General features: G+C 38.9%; 11 protein-coding genes. 9 read left to right on the top strand and 2 right to left on the bottom strand.

Going from position 1 to position 15,413, the window contains the following annotated elements; all coding sequences use genetic code 11:
- The first annotated feature begins 12 nt into the window (after window positions 1-12).
- The 3 genes from V7077_RS09795 to V7077_RS09785 all read left to right on the top strand — a co-directional run bounded on the left by V7077_RS09795 (window position 13) and on the right by V7077_RS09785 (window position 5,258).
- On the top strand, window positions 13-978 hold the full coding sequence (locus V7077_RS09795; RefSeq protein WP_335500877.1) for a 6-bladed beta-propeller: 966 nt from the start codon (window positions 13-15) through the stop codon (window positions 976-978).
- A 146-nt stretch (window positions 979-1,124) separates the two neighbouring features.
- The gene (locus V7077_RS09790; RefSeq protein ID WP_335500875.1) at window positions 1,125-2,951 is read left to right on the top strand and encodes a cytochrome c3 family protein; all 1,827 of its coding nucleotides are present in this window, start codon (window positions 1,125-1,127) and stop codon (window positions 2,949-2,951) included.
- A gap of 315 nt (window positions 2,952-3,266) precedes the next feature.
- The gene (locus tag V7077_RS09785; RefSeq protein WP_335500873.1) at window positions 3,267-5,258 is read left to right on the top strand and encodes a hypothetical protein; all 1,992 of its coding nucleotides are present in this window, start codon (window positions 3,267-3,269) and stop codon (window positions 5,256-5,258) included.
- A gap of 380 nt (window positions 5,259-5,638) precedes the next feature.
- On the opposite strand, the gene V7077_RS09780 is transcribed toward V7077_RS09785, so the two are convergent.
- Window positions 5,639-6,628 (bottom strand): lytic transglycosylase domain-containing protein, encoded by a 990-nt coding sequence (locus V7077_RS09780; protein ID WP_335500871.1) that lies wholly within the window; start codon window positions 6,626-6,628, stop codon window positions 5,639-5,641.
- A 361-nt stretch (window positions 6,629-6,989) separates the two neighbouring features.
- Here V7077_RS09780 and V7077_RS09775 point away from each other — a divergent pair, with 361 nt between their 5' ends.
- Window positions 6,990-8,297, top strand: coding sequence for a cytochrome c3 family protein (locus tag V7077_RS09775; RefSeq protein ID WP_335500936.1), 1,308 nt, complete (start codon window positions 6,990-6,992; stop codon window positions 8,295-8,297).
- 413 nt (window positions 8,298-8,710) lie between these two features.
- On the opposite strand, the gene V7077_RS09770 is transcribed toward V7077_RS09775, so the two are convergent.
- Window positions 8,711-10,651 (bottom strand): SEC-C metal-binding domain-containing protein, encoded by a 1,941-nt coding sequence (locus tag V7077_RS09770; protein ID WP_335500869.1) that lies wholly within the window; start codon window positions 10,649-10,651, stop codon window positions 8,711-8,713.
- Window positions 10,652-10,950: 299 nt separating this feature from the next.
- Here V7077_RS09770 and prfB point away from each other — a divergent pair.
- The 5 genes from prfB to ftsX all read left to right on the top strand — a co-directional run bounded on the left by prfB (window position 10,951) and on the right by ftsX (window position 15,344).
- A protein-coding gene (gene prfB / locus V7077_RS09765; protein ID WP_335500867.1) for a peptide chain release factor 2 occupies window positions 10,951-12,052 on the top strand; the annotation gives its coding sequence in 2 pieces (ribosomal slippage) (window positions 10,951-11,022 and window positions 11,024-12,052; 1,101 coding nt in all).
- Between the two features lie 193 nt (window positions 12,053-12,245).
- Window positions 12,246-13,112: a YitT family protein gene (locus tag V7077_RS09760; protein ID WP_335500865.1), complete on the top strand. Its 867-nt coding sequence runs from the start codon at window positions 12,246-12,248 to the stop codon at window positions 13,110-13,112.
- 55 nt (window positions 13,113-13,167) lie between these two features.
- Window positions 13,168-13,521 (top strand): cytochrome c551, encoded by a 354-nt coding sequence (gene cccB / locus V7077_RS09755; RefSeq protein WP_335500863.1) that lies wholly within the window; start codon window positions 13,168-13,170, stop codon window positions 13,519-13,521.
- A 253-nt stretch (window positions 13,522-13,774) separates the two neighbouring features.
- On the top strand, window positions 13,775-14,461 hold the full coding sequence (ftsE, locus tag V7077_RS09750) for a cell division ATP-binding protein FtsE (RefSeq protein WP_335500861.1): 687 nt from the start codon (window positions 13,775-13,777) through the stop codon (window positions 14,459-14,461).
- Window positions 14,451-15,344, top strand: coding sequence for a permease-like cell division protein FtsX (gene ftsX / locus V7077_RS09745; RefSeq protein WP_335500859.1), 894 nt, complete (start codon window positions 14,451-14,453; stop codon window positions 15,342-15,344). The genes ftsE and ftsX overlap by 11 nt, the downstream gene beginning before the upstream one ends.
- Window positions 15,345-15,413 lie beyond the last annotated feature (69 nt).

Genomic DNA, 15,413 nt, shown 5'->3' with positions numbered 1-15,413 from the left:
GGGTGAAAACCAGTGAAGAAAAAAACCGTGTACATGTGGATGAGCGGAATAGTTATCTTAGTAATAGCAGCGTTTACCGCTATCTATTTTCTAAATATGGAGTCAACTGTAAAAAAGGCATCAAATGTGATTGACCCTAATTCACCTCCAACCTTTAGTCAACTTTTTTACGGTGATTTTGATAATGCACTAGACAAGCCAATGGATGTTGCTAAAATTGGAGAATTCATCTATGTATCAGATACAAACAATAAAAGAGTTCAAGTTTTTGACAGTTCAGGCTCACCTGTCTTTAAGTTTGGTAAAGAAGGCGAAGGTAAGGGTGAATTTAAATTTCCATACGGGATTGCTGGGGATAAAAAAGGCAATGTCTATGTAGCGGATTTATATAACGGTAAAATCTCAATATTTGATCCTAAAGGCAAATTCATTAAATACTTTGATGATAAAGAAAAACTAATAAAATCGCCTGCTGGATTAAGAATTTTTGATGAAAAGTTATATGTAACAGATGTTCAACAAAACAAAGTATTTGTATTAAACCTATCTGGTAAGAAGCTACAGGAAATTAGTACTGGAGCGACTAAGGATGACACATTTAAAGCACCGAATGCGATTGCCTTAGATAAAAAGACCGATGAACTGTTTATCTGTGATTCAGGAAATCAACGAGTGCTAGCTTATGATAAAAATGGAAAATACCTACGGACTATAAACGGTTCAAAAGATGGTAAAGGTTCTTCGGTATTTGTTAATCCACGTGGAATTGGTGTTGACTCAAGAGGTGTTCTCTATGTAGTCAACAATTTATCTCATACGATTTATGGATTTAATGAAAAAGGTGAGCAAATCTTTACTTTCGGTTCCATGGGAGACCAAAACGAACAGTTCTATCTTCCTAATGGATTATACGTTGATGATAATGACCGGGTTTATATTACCGATACGTTAAATCAACGTGTGGCGTTATACTATTAAGCTATCCTTATTTAAGGAGGTGGTGCCTGGAATTAGGGTAATGAGGTAATTTCATAGTTTACTTTAAAAAGAGAGAAACAGACAAAAAAAGAGAGAAACAGACAGAAAAAGAGAGAAAAAACAGATTCAATGGGAGGTTTTTTGGAATGAGTAAGATTAAATTAAGCTTTTCATTCCTGCTAACATTAATGTTAGTAGCAATGTTTAGCATTGTGGCTTCTGCTGCTGGTAACACTACTGGTACTTATAATCCAGCTTTGGTAGACAAAGACGGTAACACATTAAGTGGTACAGGCGTAGCAGACGGCAAACAAGCCGATGACAAAGGTCTAGACAACAGCTTCAACACTATCGACAAAAGCAACGCTAACAAAACAGGTTCTGGTGTTGGCGGACAAAATGAAAACTTTAGTAATGTTATTAAATCAGATGACATGGTGAAAGGTACAGACGGTTCACACGGAACACAACGTACTCACGGAGAATACATGAACAACACCAACTCTTGTGCTAGCTGTCACCAAACACACACTGGCGCATCTGAAGGCTTATTGTTCAAAGACGGTGAATATGCAACTTGTACTGCATGTCATGATGGTACATTAGGATTCTACAACGTAATGGGCACAGGCTCTAACTCTGCTGGTACTTTCGGCGGAACGCATGATGGCAACATGTCTGCTCACTTAGCGAACGGATCTGTTAAATTAAGTGCAGCACCTGGTGGTAACATGAAAGAAGTTGCTGGCCGTGGTGGCGAGTGGACTGAAGAATTCACTTGTGCTAACTGTCACGCACCACACGGTTCTTACTCTGACCGTTTATTACACGAAGATCCTAACGGCATGGGTAACACTTTAGTAAAAGACGGCGGTAAGAAATTAGAAGGAACTCCAGTTCTTGACAAAACTACTTTGCCTGACATGAAAGTTAAATATGCTGCTGCTGATATCGTAATCAAAGACGCATTAGACCAAGTGTCTTCTACTGCAAACTATATCGTTTACCGTTTCAATATTGGTGATGCTACTGATACTAACGCACCTACAAACGCTGACTATGCTGCAAAAGGTCTTCAAAATGGTGACGTTGTTCTTCAGTTAATGAAGTGGAATGGCACACAATATGTTATCGATACAGATCCATGGTTACATGAGTATGATTTCGACTCTACTCATACAAAACACTATTGGACCGCTTTCTATGATGGTACAAAGTATGCAGCTAACTATGCAGACCCTGCCTTTGCTGGTAAGTTAAAAGATATCATTCACACTGACAGCTTAAAAGCTGGTGAAAAATTAGGTGCAGGCTTCATTGGTGTTAGAAATGACACAACTACTTATCCTGGAGCTGATACACTAATAGCTAATGTTGGTAAAGTAACAACTGGTAACATCGCTCGTGGTTATGTTGTTAAGCTTGATGTTTCTACTGTAGATGCATCGAAAAATGTAACAGCAACAAAGGTTGCTTCATTATGGGCAGGCGGCGCTAATGCAGGTAAAGGTGTTGCAATGTCTACTTGGTGTGCATCTTGTCACACTGACTACCTAGCATCTTCTGGTAAAGAAACAGGCACATTCGACCATGCATACCGTCACACTACTAACTCTGACACATACACTTGCGTACGCTGTCACTATGCACACGGTACTGACGTAACTATCATGCGTGATGCTCGTGGTTTAACTTATGACCAAATCAATGCTGATACTACTAACTACTTCCCTGGTGTAACAGGTGACGCTCGTACAACAATGGTTAAAGATTATCTATTAGATAAAAACCCATCATCTGCATTAAAACGCTACACTAACATGGCTGTATGTTGGGGATGTCACACTTCTTCCCACTCTGGTGGTACAAGAAATGCAGACTCTTATAAATACGATACAACTCCTGGTGTAAATACAGATCGTAACGGTATTGATAATACTCAAACACCTAATACGCCAAATGCTGGTTATTAAAAAAGCCATCAAATAGCCCTACTATTTGATAGCCCTGAATGGAATATTTAAGTTATGGAAATGACAGCTCACTTCGGTGGGCTGTTATTTATTTTCATTAAACCATTTGTTCACAATATTGTCAATAAATAGGTTCACAATGTTGTCAATTTATCTTCACAGTTCTGTTACCCAATTAACTTTCTAATAAAAGTATAATAATAATGTAGATTACAAGAAAACGGTATTTGAATATTTCTTACCTTGTAAACTTTTTATACATCATAGAAATTAAATTTCAGCTTTTATGTCAAAGCAAAAAAGGAATGGCCATCCATGATCTCGAATAATCCAAGAAATAAAAAGCTAAATTTTTTTATTGTCCTTATATTTTTTCTTCTATCAACCAGCATACCCTCCATTGCATCTGCAGAAGAACAGATTCCTATTGGAGATTCTCCACAGGTTGATACAATAAATAATCCCCCCGCTACGGTTGATCAAACAACTCCTGTAACAGAACCAGCATTGGCTGTAACAACAACTGAAGTCAGCGATACAATTACGCCTTCTATATTTGTAAAAAGCATAACGTTGCAAAGTGATGGAATAAGCATTACTGGAACAGTTTCAGACAATCAGCCAACCACTGAACCATTAACTATGAATATTATTTATCCTGACGGTCATAAAGATGCTTTAGTTCCTAATTTGGGGGCTTGGACATTTAAAACAGCTGTCACAGCAAAACTTAACCGATATAAAATAGAGGCAATCGATGCGGCAAATAATACCACAGAAGTTTTTGTTCAACGCCCTTATATTAAATCTATTACTATGAATGTATTTAAATATAAGCAAAAGGATTATGAAGGCGCTGAGCCCTATAAACTAGAAGATGTAACTGCAAATGTTAATATATTAGATAAAGATGATATCACCCGAGTTTCTTTAAATCAAACCATTGTAATAGAATTAAGCGACACATTAACTAATCCGATTGATAACAATCATAATCCTTTTATCATTTATGATAAAAACAAACAAGAAGTTCCATTCGACATTGACTTTACACCTGCATCTAATAAAATCACACTTACCAACCAAACTGCGCTGGCTCCTGGTGAAACTTATTACTTAAGGTTTAACCCGAGCCTAATCAGTCTTAATTATAACGATGGTACAAGAAAACTAGTTGATGATTTGACTAACCCGTTTTATTCCATTACCAAACAATTTACAACGGTTAGTAATGCAGCAAAAAACTTCGCCGTTAACGGATATACTGTTCAGGAAATGAATAACCTCCAACAGCTGCCGCATGGGGAATACAACAATAATGTTAATAACTGTGCAATTTGCCATAATACTCACGAAGGTGCAAATAGTAGTTTGGAAGATAAAGATATTGCACAGGGATACTGTATGACCTGTCATGATGGAACAACAGGTCCTAGATTGGTAAACTTTGACTCATCAATTAAATCGAAGCATGAGACACAAAAAATCACCGAACACGATACGAAGTCTGGATCCTGCACAGCCTGTCATAATCCACATCTAACTTGGAGTGAAGACAACCCAAATCTGCTTATTGATCACTATGTATATGATCATAAAGCAGATGATACTTGGGAAGGGATTTCAGTTGGGAAAATTGACAGCAATGTTCAAATGTGTGAAGCCTGTCATGGCAGATTTACCTATTCCTATAAGTCCTTAGCAGAGAAAAGTGGTGGTTATAATGTCCTCCATTATCGACAAGAAACCACTGCAATTGGAAATATATCAGAAACTGACGAAGTAAAAAATGGTGCTACAAATAAGGTTTTACATGTAGATGATTACAACTTGTGTTTTACTTGTCATAATAGTGAAAAGGAAACTAAAGATGGGACAAAGGATATCCTAACCTATTATACTAATAATGATTCCAAACATATCATTTCAGCATTGGATGGAAGTAAACTTAATGGTCAGCTTCCTTGTTCAGAATGCCATGATACCCATGCATCACAAAATATACTTTTATTAAAAGATAAACTAGGTCAAGAAAATCAACAGTCATTTTCTTTAACCAACATAGGTGATTGGACAATCAAAAAGAAACGTGATTATTGTTTAACCTGTCATAATGGCAAAACAGTCCTTTTCGGAGTAACAGGAAAAGCCATCTATGATGAAACGGGTCAATCACTCATTACAACGAACGATGAGGTAAAAGCAGCACATGCAAGAGATAGTATAGATGTGGATTGCTCTACTTGCCATAGCACTAGTAAGTCATTTACCGAAGCTGTGCATGCGCCAATAATATCAACACCATAAAATCGATGGGGCTAAGCTGACTAACCTAATAAAATGAGACACGATAAAACACCTTCGAAATGGTACACTGAAATAAGTACTGAAATCGGAGGTGTTTTTGCATGGGTTATTGAGACGTTTCACTCAAACAGAAAAATTAGGCTACCAAACCCCAATCGTATTTGAGATCATGGCAGCCTAAAAGGGTGTTTTATCTCTGTCTCAAATGACATGGACAGTCTAATCTTCTCGATTTTGTTATTTTTTGATGGCCACACTAAGGTAAACACTAATAATTCTTTTTATCTATAAAAGGGTAACTGAAAACCTTGAATTGGTCGAGTCCATCATATTTCACCAGTAACGGAATTCGTTAATTTTTACTAGGAGTTTCAGAAAATTTACTTCTGTGTAAATTGGCGATGATATTTTATAGCTAAAGCAGGTACATTTCGAATATAGTTTTGGGTCTCTGAGATATACAAATACCTTGAATTGAGCACATTTCCTGGTCCTGCATTGTAAGCAGCCAGTGCCAATTCCAGGCTTCCAAATCGTTGAAGCTGAATGGCTATATATTTTGTGCCACCTTCGATGTTCTGAACTGCGTCGTAAGGATTAACACCTAAGCCTCTAGCTGTTTCAGGCATTAACTGCATCAATCCGATTGCTCCTGCCGGACTTAAGGCATTTGGATTACCCCCGGATTCCTGTTCAATGATAGCGGCTATTACAGCAGCGTCGATACCATATTTTCTGGAGGCGCTTTGAATTTCCTTACCCCATCTCATTACTTTATCAGATGAATCATATTCAACAACTAATGGTTGGTCATCAACAACCTTAACAATCATTGGTTTGCCATCCTCAGTAACAATCCTTACCGTTACCATGTCAAACAGAGCAGAAAAACCACTGTCCAGGTTATTTTTTATAATATCCCAATCAGATAAGGCACTCATTGGGTCCTCTGCCTGGTTATCCTCGAATTCTTTATTTTTGCTTTTAATATAAATCTTCTTTTTAACACGTGTTTTGCTGTCACCAGGGGGAATAGGATGAAACCCGACCTTAGAAGCTAACAACTGTATGCTATTTTTCATGTTGGTCTTAAAAATTAAATACTGTTCCTTTTTATAAGCTTTTGTATCTGTGATACTAACCTTTACATTATCCTGAAATGGGAGATGTGGCTTCGTGCCGATTGGTTCCACTCGGGCCAACTTGTCAATAGCCCAATTTTCCACAGGCGCCCAATTAACTTTTCCGGCAACATAAATCAACACTAAAAAAATTGCTATTAGAATTAAGACACGGCGAAAAAAAGGCCAAATCCAGCGCTTTATAACAGACTTTATATATTTTTTTATTTTCTCAGAACATTTATCCAAGAGAGATTCCTCGCTTTTGATCTATTTTACACTTTAGTTTTTGAATGGAAACAAATATATTTTCCTTCATGAGCTTGTATCTGTTTCCAATTATAGCTTGAGTTCAATTGACATGGCCTTTGTTCTTGTGAATCTTTAAGGAATCTTGTTTTGAGATGTAATTGAAGTTTAAGTTTCACATAATGATAAGTGGAAATTTTACTATTATTCAAGTTGTATCCTATCCGGGATAGTAGTATAATTTACCTAAAAATAATATATTGGTATATTTTTACATTTATTAATATTGATACAATTAAAATAGTAGAAACGTTGAATGAAAGCTATTAGTTTTAGTAAAAAGGGGATTTCCGTGGATTTAATGAAAATGAATCAAGATATTAAACTAGAGCAGGAGCTTGCTGGGGAAAATTCCGAGCCTGCAGGCAGAAGAGAAAGAAAAGTCAAAAACCCAGCCAAACGTTGGAAGCTGCTCGTAGCCGCATTAACAACGTTTTTTGTGATACTTGTTTTCCTATATGGATCGATTAGCTATACCTCCACTCCGTCCTTCTGTTCTAGTTGTCATGAAATGGCGCCGGAACATGTTACTTTTCAGGCAAGTGCTCACAATCAAATAAAGTGTATACAATGCCATGTTAAACTTGGTTCTAAAAATGTAATCCTAAGTAAAGTAGAATTAATGAAAAATGTTTATTCTCATATTGCGAGGCAACCTGATAATATAGTTCCTTCCGTTGCTGTGTCTAATGAGAACTGTGAGCAGTGTCACTCGAGAAATCGCCTAGTTACTGCAACTGGTGATTTAATTGTCAATCATAAAGGCCATGTTGAAAAAGGAATTCCTTGTATCACCTGTCACAGAGGTGTAACACATGCGAAGGTTGTTGAGCGGGGAATCAATGATTCATCCACTTATGTTTATTGGAATAAGGAAAATGCTAAAAAGCTGATAGGTGAAAAATATGTTAAACCGAATATGGGCACCTGTATTGACTGTCACAATCAAGTCAACCAGGGCAAACAGCCATGGAAGGAAATAGCTTATAGTCTTCCCATAAATCAGGAAGAGAAAGAAGCTGACGTGACCTACAAGGAAACACCTGAAATGAAGGCGGGGATATGGGAAAGGAAAATACCCGAAATTAAGCAAAAGACCGTTCTCGAAGCGATTGGTAAACAGCAAACCGATGTAAAGATTTCAATGGATTGCTTTACATGCCATCGAAAAATCAAAACACCTAAAAATCATGATATTCAAACCTGGACAAATCGCCATGGTGAATTCGCAGTAAAAGAATTAGATAAATGTCTCAATTGTCATCAGGACTCATTATGGATAAAAGAGCTTGAAAAACAAGATATAAAATCATTATTAACGGATACCAAAAAGAAAATAACCTATAAACAAGACTTGATTACAGTTGCTAGAGAATCTCGCAGCAATTTTTTCTGCAGCACTTGTCATGCTTATAGCCCGGCAAACCATCAGGATCGACACACATGGTTATTTGATGCTCACCGACAGAATTCAGGGTCACCAGAAGAAAGAAGAAGCTGTTTTGTCTGTCATGATAATGAAAAACCGGACGATAAGGGAGGAAATGCTCCTTCAGATGTATACTGTGAGTTCTGCCATAAAGGTGAATTCACAGGTGAACCAAGGTAGTCCACTCTGCCCCCGAGGAACTGCCGAATGAATGGTTTGTTTGGTAATAAATTTATACAAAATACAGAAGCGATGGTAGCTTTCACTATGTTTTGGGAAGATCTGCGGACAAAAACAGAGCTCCAAAATATGGAGCCGTTTCTTCTGTGTTTTTTCATCCAGAAAATGTTAATTTCCCGTCTGCACTTTTCTATATTCCCAATCAGTTTTAACTAGCCACCTTATCTTGGTTGATGGTCATGTCCCCGAGGAGGGCACCTTTAATATGTGGTGTGATTTTTCGCTTTATCGTTGTAAAACAACAATCTTTATAAAAACAGTACAAAAAATCCCGAAAACTCCGAATGGTGCCTTCGAGGACTTAAACTTGCTGAAATGATATCTTTTATCTTGATTGCTCGAATATCCCTCAATTATTTCCCCTTCAACCATTCCCCTAACCCATCAATCTTCCTCCACAAATGCAAATGCATATCCGCATACACAATCGCTTCATTCTCATCTCCAAACCCAAAATAATCAGGAGGATAAGCAGGCAGTCTTTTTTTACCAATTAAATACGGAATCACATACTTATTTTCCTTTTTGGCACCCTTCAAAAGCATCCCGGCTTTAGCCGAAAAACCATGTTCAGATAGCTCCAATAAAAGCCGGTTATAGAAGAATTGGGCAGTGGGCTCCTCATATTGTTCCAGAATCGCCTGAGCCTTTGCTAAGTCTCCCAAATCCATATAAGCAACAAACAAGGAATAACGGACACCTTGGTTATCCATTGGATTTAATTCAAGCAACTCTTCATACTGCCGAGCCGCTTCGCCTATTTTTCCCAAAAGCGAAAGGGCTTCGGCATAATGGAGTTTGGCGCGCATAAAAGGTCTTGTTTCGACCAATCCCCAAAAATAACCCTTGTTTTCTTTGAAAAAGTCCTTGCCCAGATCCTGTTCACCCGCTTGGATCCCTTTTTCAAATAATAGAATCGCTTCTTCTAGGCTCTTTGTTTTTTCAGCAAGAATAACATAGGCATCGACACAGTTTGGATTTAGTTTTAATGCTTCCTCCGCAAATTTATAACGCTGCGTCCCGTCTGATTGCAGGGCGTCATAAATCAAGTTACGAGCCCGCTCTTCATCACGCTTGGAAACCTTTCGTATGGAGGTTTTCTTTCCGTGCCTATCCGCTCCAGTTGGGAAAGTTGTCACATTCGGACCCGCTGCAGTGTTTTTCTCAGGTTGAGAACCTTTAATTTTAGGAAACTCAATAACAGGCGCTAATTGAGCCTTAGGGAGCACAAAAGTATCCTCCTGACCCAGATTGGATAACCCGAAAAACTCGCCAATATCTTCTTCTAATTCAAACTCCAAATCAGATACAACTGAGGAAATACTGCGGGCAGAAACGCCGTATTGCTGGGCCAGCTCCTTTTGCGTAACGGGTTCAACCAATGGAGCGAGCGTGGACATTAAGTAATGCAGGGCGGCTACATAAATATTGGGATTTTGGATTCGCTTTTGTTTCTTTAGGCAGAAATTATACCAGAGAACAATGCCCACATCTAAGACATGAGTGGGCAGCTGCATTTCAAGCTGCTCCTTAAAAAGATCAGCTACTTCCTTGTAAATAGGAGCAGGCCAATCCATCTCGTCTATTTCCATTAAACCGCCAGCCATCGGGAGCTCACTTACAACGTCCACAAAGTAGTCGGTCAGATACTCCTGGGGTGAATCATAATCGGCATTAAGACTGTTTTCCTCGATGTAGGAAATCGCAAGGTCTGAGTCGAGGCCTGGCAGTTCAAATGGTGCCGGTAAGAAGGCATATTGTTGTTCGAATGGCACCAGGATTCCAACAACAAACGCTCCTTCGTCTACCCGAAGGGACTTGGTTAAATTAATCGTCTCAAGGTGTTCCAAAGTGAAGCCATCTTCGATTGTCAACTTGTTTTCATCTACAGCAATTACTTTGCCGGCAATGGTTCTGGCGTTCGCCCATGTTTGTAATATATGTTTTAATTTAGGTAATTTTATTTTTCCTGCTTCGGCATGAATAAATTTTTCCATGATCGTTTCACCATCATCCAACCCTTCAAACAGGGAGAACCAGATGGAGTGAATCATTTCATAGAATTCCTGCTCCTCGTCATTCATGATTTCGAGACTTGCTTCTAATACCTCAAAATCATCCGCTATTTCATGACCAAAGTGATGGTATGCGAAAAGGAGGAATTGTTTCTGCAGTTCATCTATTTCATGTTCAAGGACTTCGGTGATGGAAATAGCATCAGTTGCTCCGCAGCACTTTTTATACTTTTTCCCACTTCCGCAAGGACAAGGTTCATTACGGTTTATTTTCTCCATTCCTTTGCTCCTTTTCTTTAGTTTACGCTCGTCCTGTTGCAACTTCTTATGTATAAATTTTGATGATAACCCTAGTTTGTTCGTATATAATAGTACCATCTTTGACATATCGAAATATATAAATACTAAGGATATTTAATGGATTTTTACTGTTTATTTTAGCGGATGTATGGGGGGATTTTAAAAAAAATACAGTCGAAATTGTCTAATTTTGAATTTAATCCGGTTCTCACGCTATAATGGTTAGGGACTAACTAATACAAAACGTTATTAATAAAATTTTTATAGAGGTGAACAAAATGGAATTAGCAGAAATTCGGAATGAACTTGAGAAAACAGCTAAAACATTAGCGGACTTTAGGGGGTCTCTTTGACCTTGAAAATAAAGAAGCCAGAATCGCAGAGCTAGATGATGAAATGCTTCATCCTGACTTTTGGAATGACCAAGAGAAGGCGCAGGCCGTGATCAGCGAAGCGAATGGTTTAAAAGATCAAGTGAATGAGTTCATGGAGCTAAATGACTCCTATGAGAATCTTGAGCTGACGTATGAACTTGTCAAAGAAGAAAATGATGAAGAATTAAGGGCTGAACTTGAAGAAGAGTTGGAAGAACTAACCGCTCGTTTAAGCCAATTTGAGCTCCAGCTTCTTTTGAGTGAGGAATATGATAAAAATAATGCTATTCTAGAGCTCCACCCGGGTGCAGGCGGGACTGAATCGCAGGACTGGGGTTCGATGCTTCTTCGAATGTATACCCGCTGGGCTGAAAAGAAGGGTTTTAAGGTGGAAACGCTCGACTATCTTCCTGGTGATGAGGCTGGAATAAAGAGTGTAACCTTGTCGATTAAAGGGCATAATGCCTATGGCTATCTAAAAGCAGAAAAAGGGGTTCACCGCCTTGTCCGGATTTCTCCGTTTGATGCCTCAGGACGCCGTCATACTTCGTTCGTTTCCTGTGAAGTCATGCCTGAGTTCAATGAAGAAATTCAGGTCGAAATACGCACCGAGGATTTAAAAATTGATACGTACCGTGCTACAGGTGCAGGTGGACAGCATATCAATACAACCGATTCGGCTGTGCGGATTACCCACTTGCCGACCGGAGTGGTCGTAACCTGCCAATCAGAACGTTCACAAATTAAAAACCGTGAGTCCGCGATGAAAATGTTAAAAGCGAAGCTGTATCAGCGGGAAATTGAGCGCCAGGAACAAGAGCTGTTGGAAATCCGTGGTGAACAAAAGGAAATTGGCTGGGGAAGCCAAATCCGTTCCTATGTCTTCCATCCTTATTCCATGGTAAAAGACCACCGGACGAGTACGGAAAGTGGAAATGTGCAAGCCGTTATGGACGGAGATTTAGATCAGTTTATTAATGCCTATTTGCGTTCAAGAATTTCATAATCATCAAGCCTTTGCCGTGATGTTTTGGCAAAGGCTTTTCTTTTTTTATGAAACAATGAAGAAAGGCACATGCTAATGAGGAATTACTAGTAACACTTTATCACGTTAACTCGATGCCATTTACACCCCTAATTATCAAATGCTATACTCACTTTCGGTTAATTTATCTGGATTGAAGTAGAGGAGAATTTGTATGAATGTATTAAGCAATTTAACACACAAGTATCCGAAATGGAGTATAACAGTTGATTATATTTACGTGTTAGTGGGAGCGGCAATCATTGCGTTAACCTTTAATGTGTTTTTACTGCCTAACCAAGTAGCTTCAGGAGGAGTCAGTGGGATTAGTACGATTTTTAAAGCTGTGTTTGGATGGGAACCGGCCTTTGTGCAATGGGCTTTTAATATCCCGTTATTTATTGCCGGGGTTATTTTTTTAGGAAAGCACTTCGGTGTCAAAACGCTTGTTGGCACGATTTTTCTGCCGTTTGTCGTTTATCTGACGAAACACTTAGAACCATGGACTCACGATGCCCTGCTAGCGGCATTATTCGGGGGGATTGGCGTAGGCTTGGGGCTGGGGATTGTCTTCCGCGGAAATGCTTCGACTGGCGGTACCGACTTGGCGGCTCAAATTATCAATAAATATACGGGCTTTACCCTCGGGAGATGTGTGGTGCTCATTGACGGGTTAATTGTACTGACAGCTGCGGTTGTATTTGATATTGAAAAAGGCTTGTATGCGTTAATAGCTCTTTATGTGACAAGCAAAACGATTGACCTGGTTCAGGTTGGCTTTGGCCGTTCGAAAATGGCAATGATTATTACGAATAACCAAGATGAAGTTAGAGAGGGAATCTTGAATAAAATTGACCGTGGCGTGACAAAACTATCAGCATATGGTGGTTTTACAGACCATGAACGGCCAGTGCTTATGTGTGTGGTAGACCAAACGGAGTTCACAAAATTGAAACATTTAGTTCAATCCGTTGATCCATCTGCTTTTGTTATTGTGATGGATGCAGCTGAAGTACTCGGTGAAGGTTTCAAACGCGCATAAGATTGGTATAATAGTACATTGATGGGAACTTTTTCTCTAAAAAGGGGGTAATGTGATGAAGCAAAAACTGTTAGCCCTATTACTTGGAACCTCTCTTGTAATGGGACTTGCTGCCTGTGGCGGCGGCAACGATAACAAGAAGGACACGTCTAAAGACAATGGCGGCGGCACAACGGAAACTTCGAATGCCAGTGATGCCCAAAAAATTTATGACCAAAAGTGTTCGAGCTGTCACGGCGGTGATATGAAGGGTGCAATGGGTCCAAACTTAACCAAGGTTGGATCAAAGTATTCAAAAGCTGAAATTCTAGACATCCTTAAAAACGGTAAAGCAGGCGGAATGCCGGCAGGTTTGGTAACTGGCGACGATGCGAATACCATGGCTACATGGCTTGCAGGAAAGAAATAAGAAATGAAGGAAAACGTTCTGTTGCAATTAAACAGGGCGTTTTTTTATTTGTATAATTGATTTAGAATAGTGAGAAATTTGTCAAGATATGAGTCTCTTGAAAAGAAACTGTAATATTTTTACCGTTTTATTAGCAGATTATGATGTTATAATAAAAATATGCAAGATTATGCACATATTATTTGTTTTTTTGGCCCAATTTGTAAAAATACGAAGGTTAATGTCGAATAATCTTCGATAATAGGTGATAAAAATGATAGAACTACAAGATGTATATAAGAAGTATCCGAATGGTGTAACAGCCATTAATGGTATAGATGTCCGAATTAATCAGGGCGAATTTGTTTATGTAGTTGGCCCAAGTGGTGCCGGAAAATCAACTTTCATTAAAATGATGTACCGTGAAGAAGTTCCTTCTACTGGTACAATTACGATGAATGGCGTCAACCTTGCCAAATTGAAAATGAAAAAGGTACCGCTATTTAGAAGGAATTTAGGCGTCGTGTTCCAAGACTTTAAACTCCTCCCGTCCTTAACGGTTTATGAAAATGTGGCCTTTGCCCTTGAGGTTATTGAGGCACAGCCAAAATTTATCCGCAAACGGGTAATGGAAGTACTCGATCTTGTGGGCTTAAAGCATAAAATTAAAATGCTGCCAACAGAGCTATCCGGCGGGGAACAACAGCGTGTATCAATTGCCCGTTCCATCGTCAACTCGCCCAAAGTTGTGATTGCCGATGAGCCAACGGGTAACCTGGATCCGGACACATCATGGGAAATTATGAAAATCTTTGAAGAAATCAATAACAGAGGAACCACTGTTGTGATGGCAACCCATAACAGAGAGATCGTTAATACATTAAAACATCGCGTTATTGCTATTGAAGGCGGTAAGATTGTTCGTGATGAGCAAAGAGGTGAATACGGTTATGAAAATTAGAACAGTTGGCCGTCACGCCCGAGAAAGTTTAAAAAGTATTAAAAGAAACGGCTGGATGACTTTTGCGTCTGTGGGTGCCGTTACCGTTACCTTAATCCTAGTGGGTGTATTTTTTGCCATTATGATGAATCTTAACAGGGTAGCGCAAACAATTGAACAGGATGTAGAAATTCGTGTGCACATAGACGTTGCCGCTTCTAAACAAGATCAGCAAACGTTGAAAAACGAGATTGATAGTATACCTGAAGTAAAAAGTATTCAATTCTCACCGAAAACGAAAGAACTAGATAACCTTGTTAAGAGTCTTGGTGAGGATGGTAAAGCGTTCAAGCTGTTTGAACAAGATAATCCATTAAATGATGTCTTTATCGTCAAAACAAAAGATCCGGCCGATACGATGAAAGTGGCGAAGTTGATTGAAAAAGACAACTTTGTCGCAAAGGTTAAATACGGTCAGGGCAAGGTTGAAAAATTATTTAAATTTATCAATGCAGCCCGTAACGTGGGAATTGTCCTCGTGATTGGCTTGTTCTTTACGGCTATTTTCTTAATCTCCAATACGATTAAAATTACGATTATTGCCAGACGAAGAGAAATTAAGATTATGAGGTTAGTAGGAGCAACGAATACATTTATTCGCTGGCCGTTCTTTTTAGAAGGTTTATGGCTCGGCATTATTGGCTCGATTTTACCGATTGTCCTGATATCGATTGCTTACTATCGTGCGTATGATTATATCGGTCCTAAGCTTGCTGGAACCTTTATTAAAATCTTGCCGTTTAACCCATTTATGTACCAAGTTTCAGGCATTTTGATTTTAATGGGTGCACTGATTGGTGTATGGGGCAGTGTCATGTCCGTACGTAAGTTCTTAAGGGTGTAATTTTTAAGGAAGGACGACTCATTTGTCCTTCCTTCAATCATGATGAAAGCAGGACCAGCAACGATCTAC

The sequence above is a fragment of the Neobacillus vireti genome, assembly GCF_036962465.1.
GTDB lineage: Bacteria > Bacillota > Bacilli > Bacillales > Cytobacillaceae > Neobacillus > Neobacillus vireti_B.
Note: the sequence above shows the minus strand (reverse complement) of the source record. Positions and strands in the feature narration are given on the sequence as shown.

Excerpts from the sequence above, each read along its gene's own strand:
- cccB (WP_335500863.1), top strand. The coding sequence starts at position 13,168 with ATGAAGCAAAAACTGTTAGCCCTATTACTTGGAACCTCTCTTGTAATG.
- V7077_RS09790 (WP_335500875.1), top strand. The coding sequence starts at position 1,125 with ATGAGTAAGATTAAATTAAGCTTTTCATTCCTGCTAACATTAATGTTA.
- V7077_RS09775 (WP_335500936.1), top strand. The coding sequence starts at position 6,990 with ATGAAAATGAATCAAGATATTAAACTAGAGCAGGAGCTTGCTGGGGAA.
- V7077_RS09785 (WP_335500873.1), top strand. The coding sequence starts at position 3,267 with ATGATCTCGAATAATCCAAGAAATAAAAAGCTAAATTTTTTTATTGTC.
- ftsX (WP_335500859.1), top strand. The coding sequence starts at position 14,451 with ATGAAAATTAGAACAGTTGGCCGTCACGCCCGAGAAAGTTTAAAAAGT.
- V7077_RS09770 (WP_335500869.1), bottom strand. The coding sequence starts at position 10,651 with ATGGAGAAAATAAACCGTAATGAACCTTGTCCTTGCGGAAGTGGGAAA.
- ftsE (WP_335500861.1), top strand. The coding sequence starts at position 13,775 with ATGATAGAACTACAAGATGTATATAAGAAGTATCCGAATGGTGTAACA.
- V7077_RS09760 (WP_335500865.1), top strand. The coding sequence starts at position 12,246 with ATGAATGTATTAAGCAATTTAACACACAAGTATCCGAAATGGAGTATA.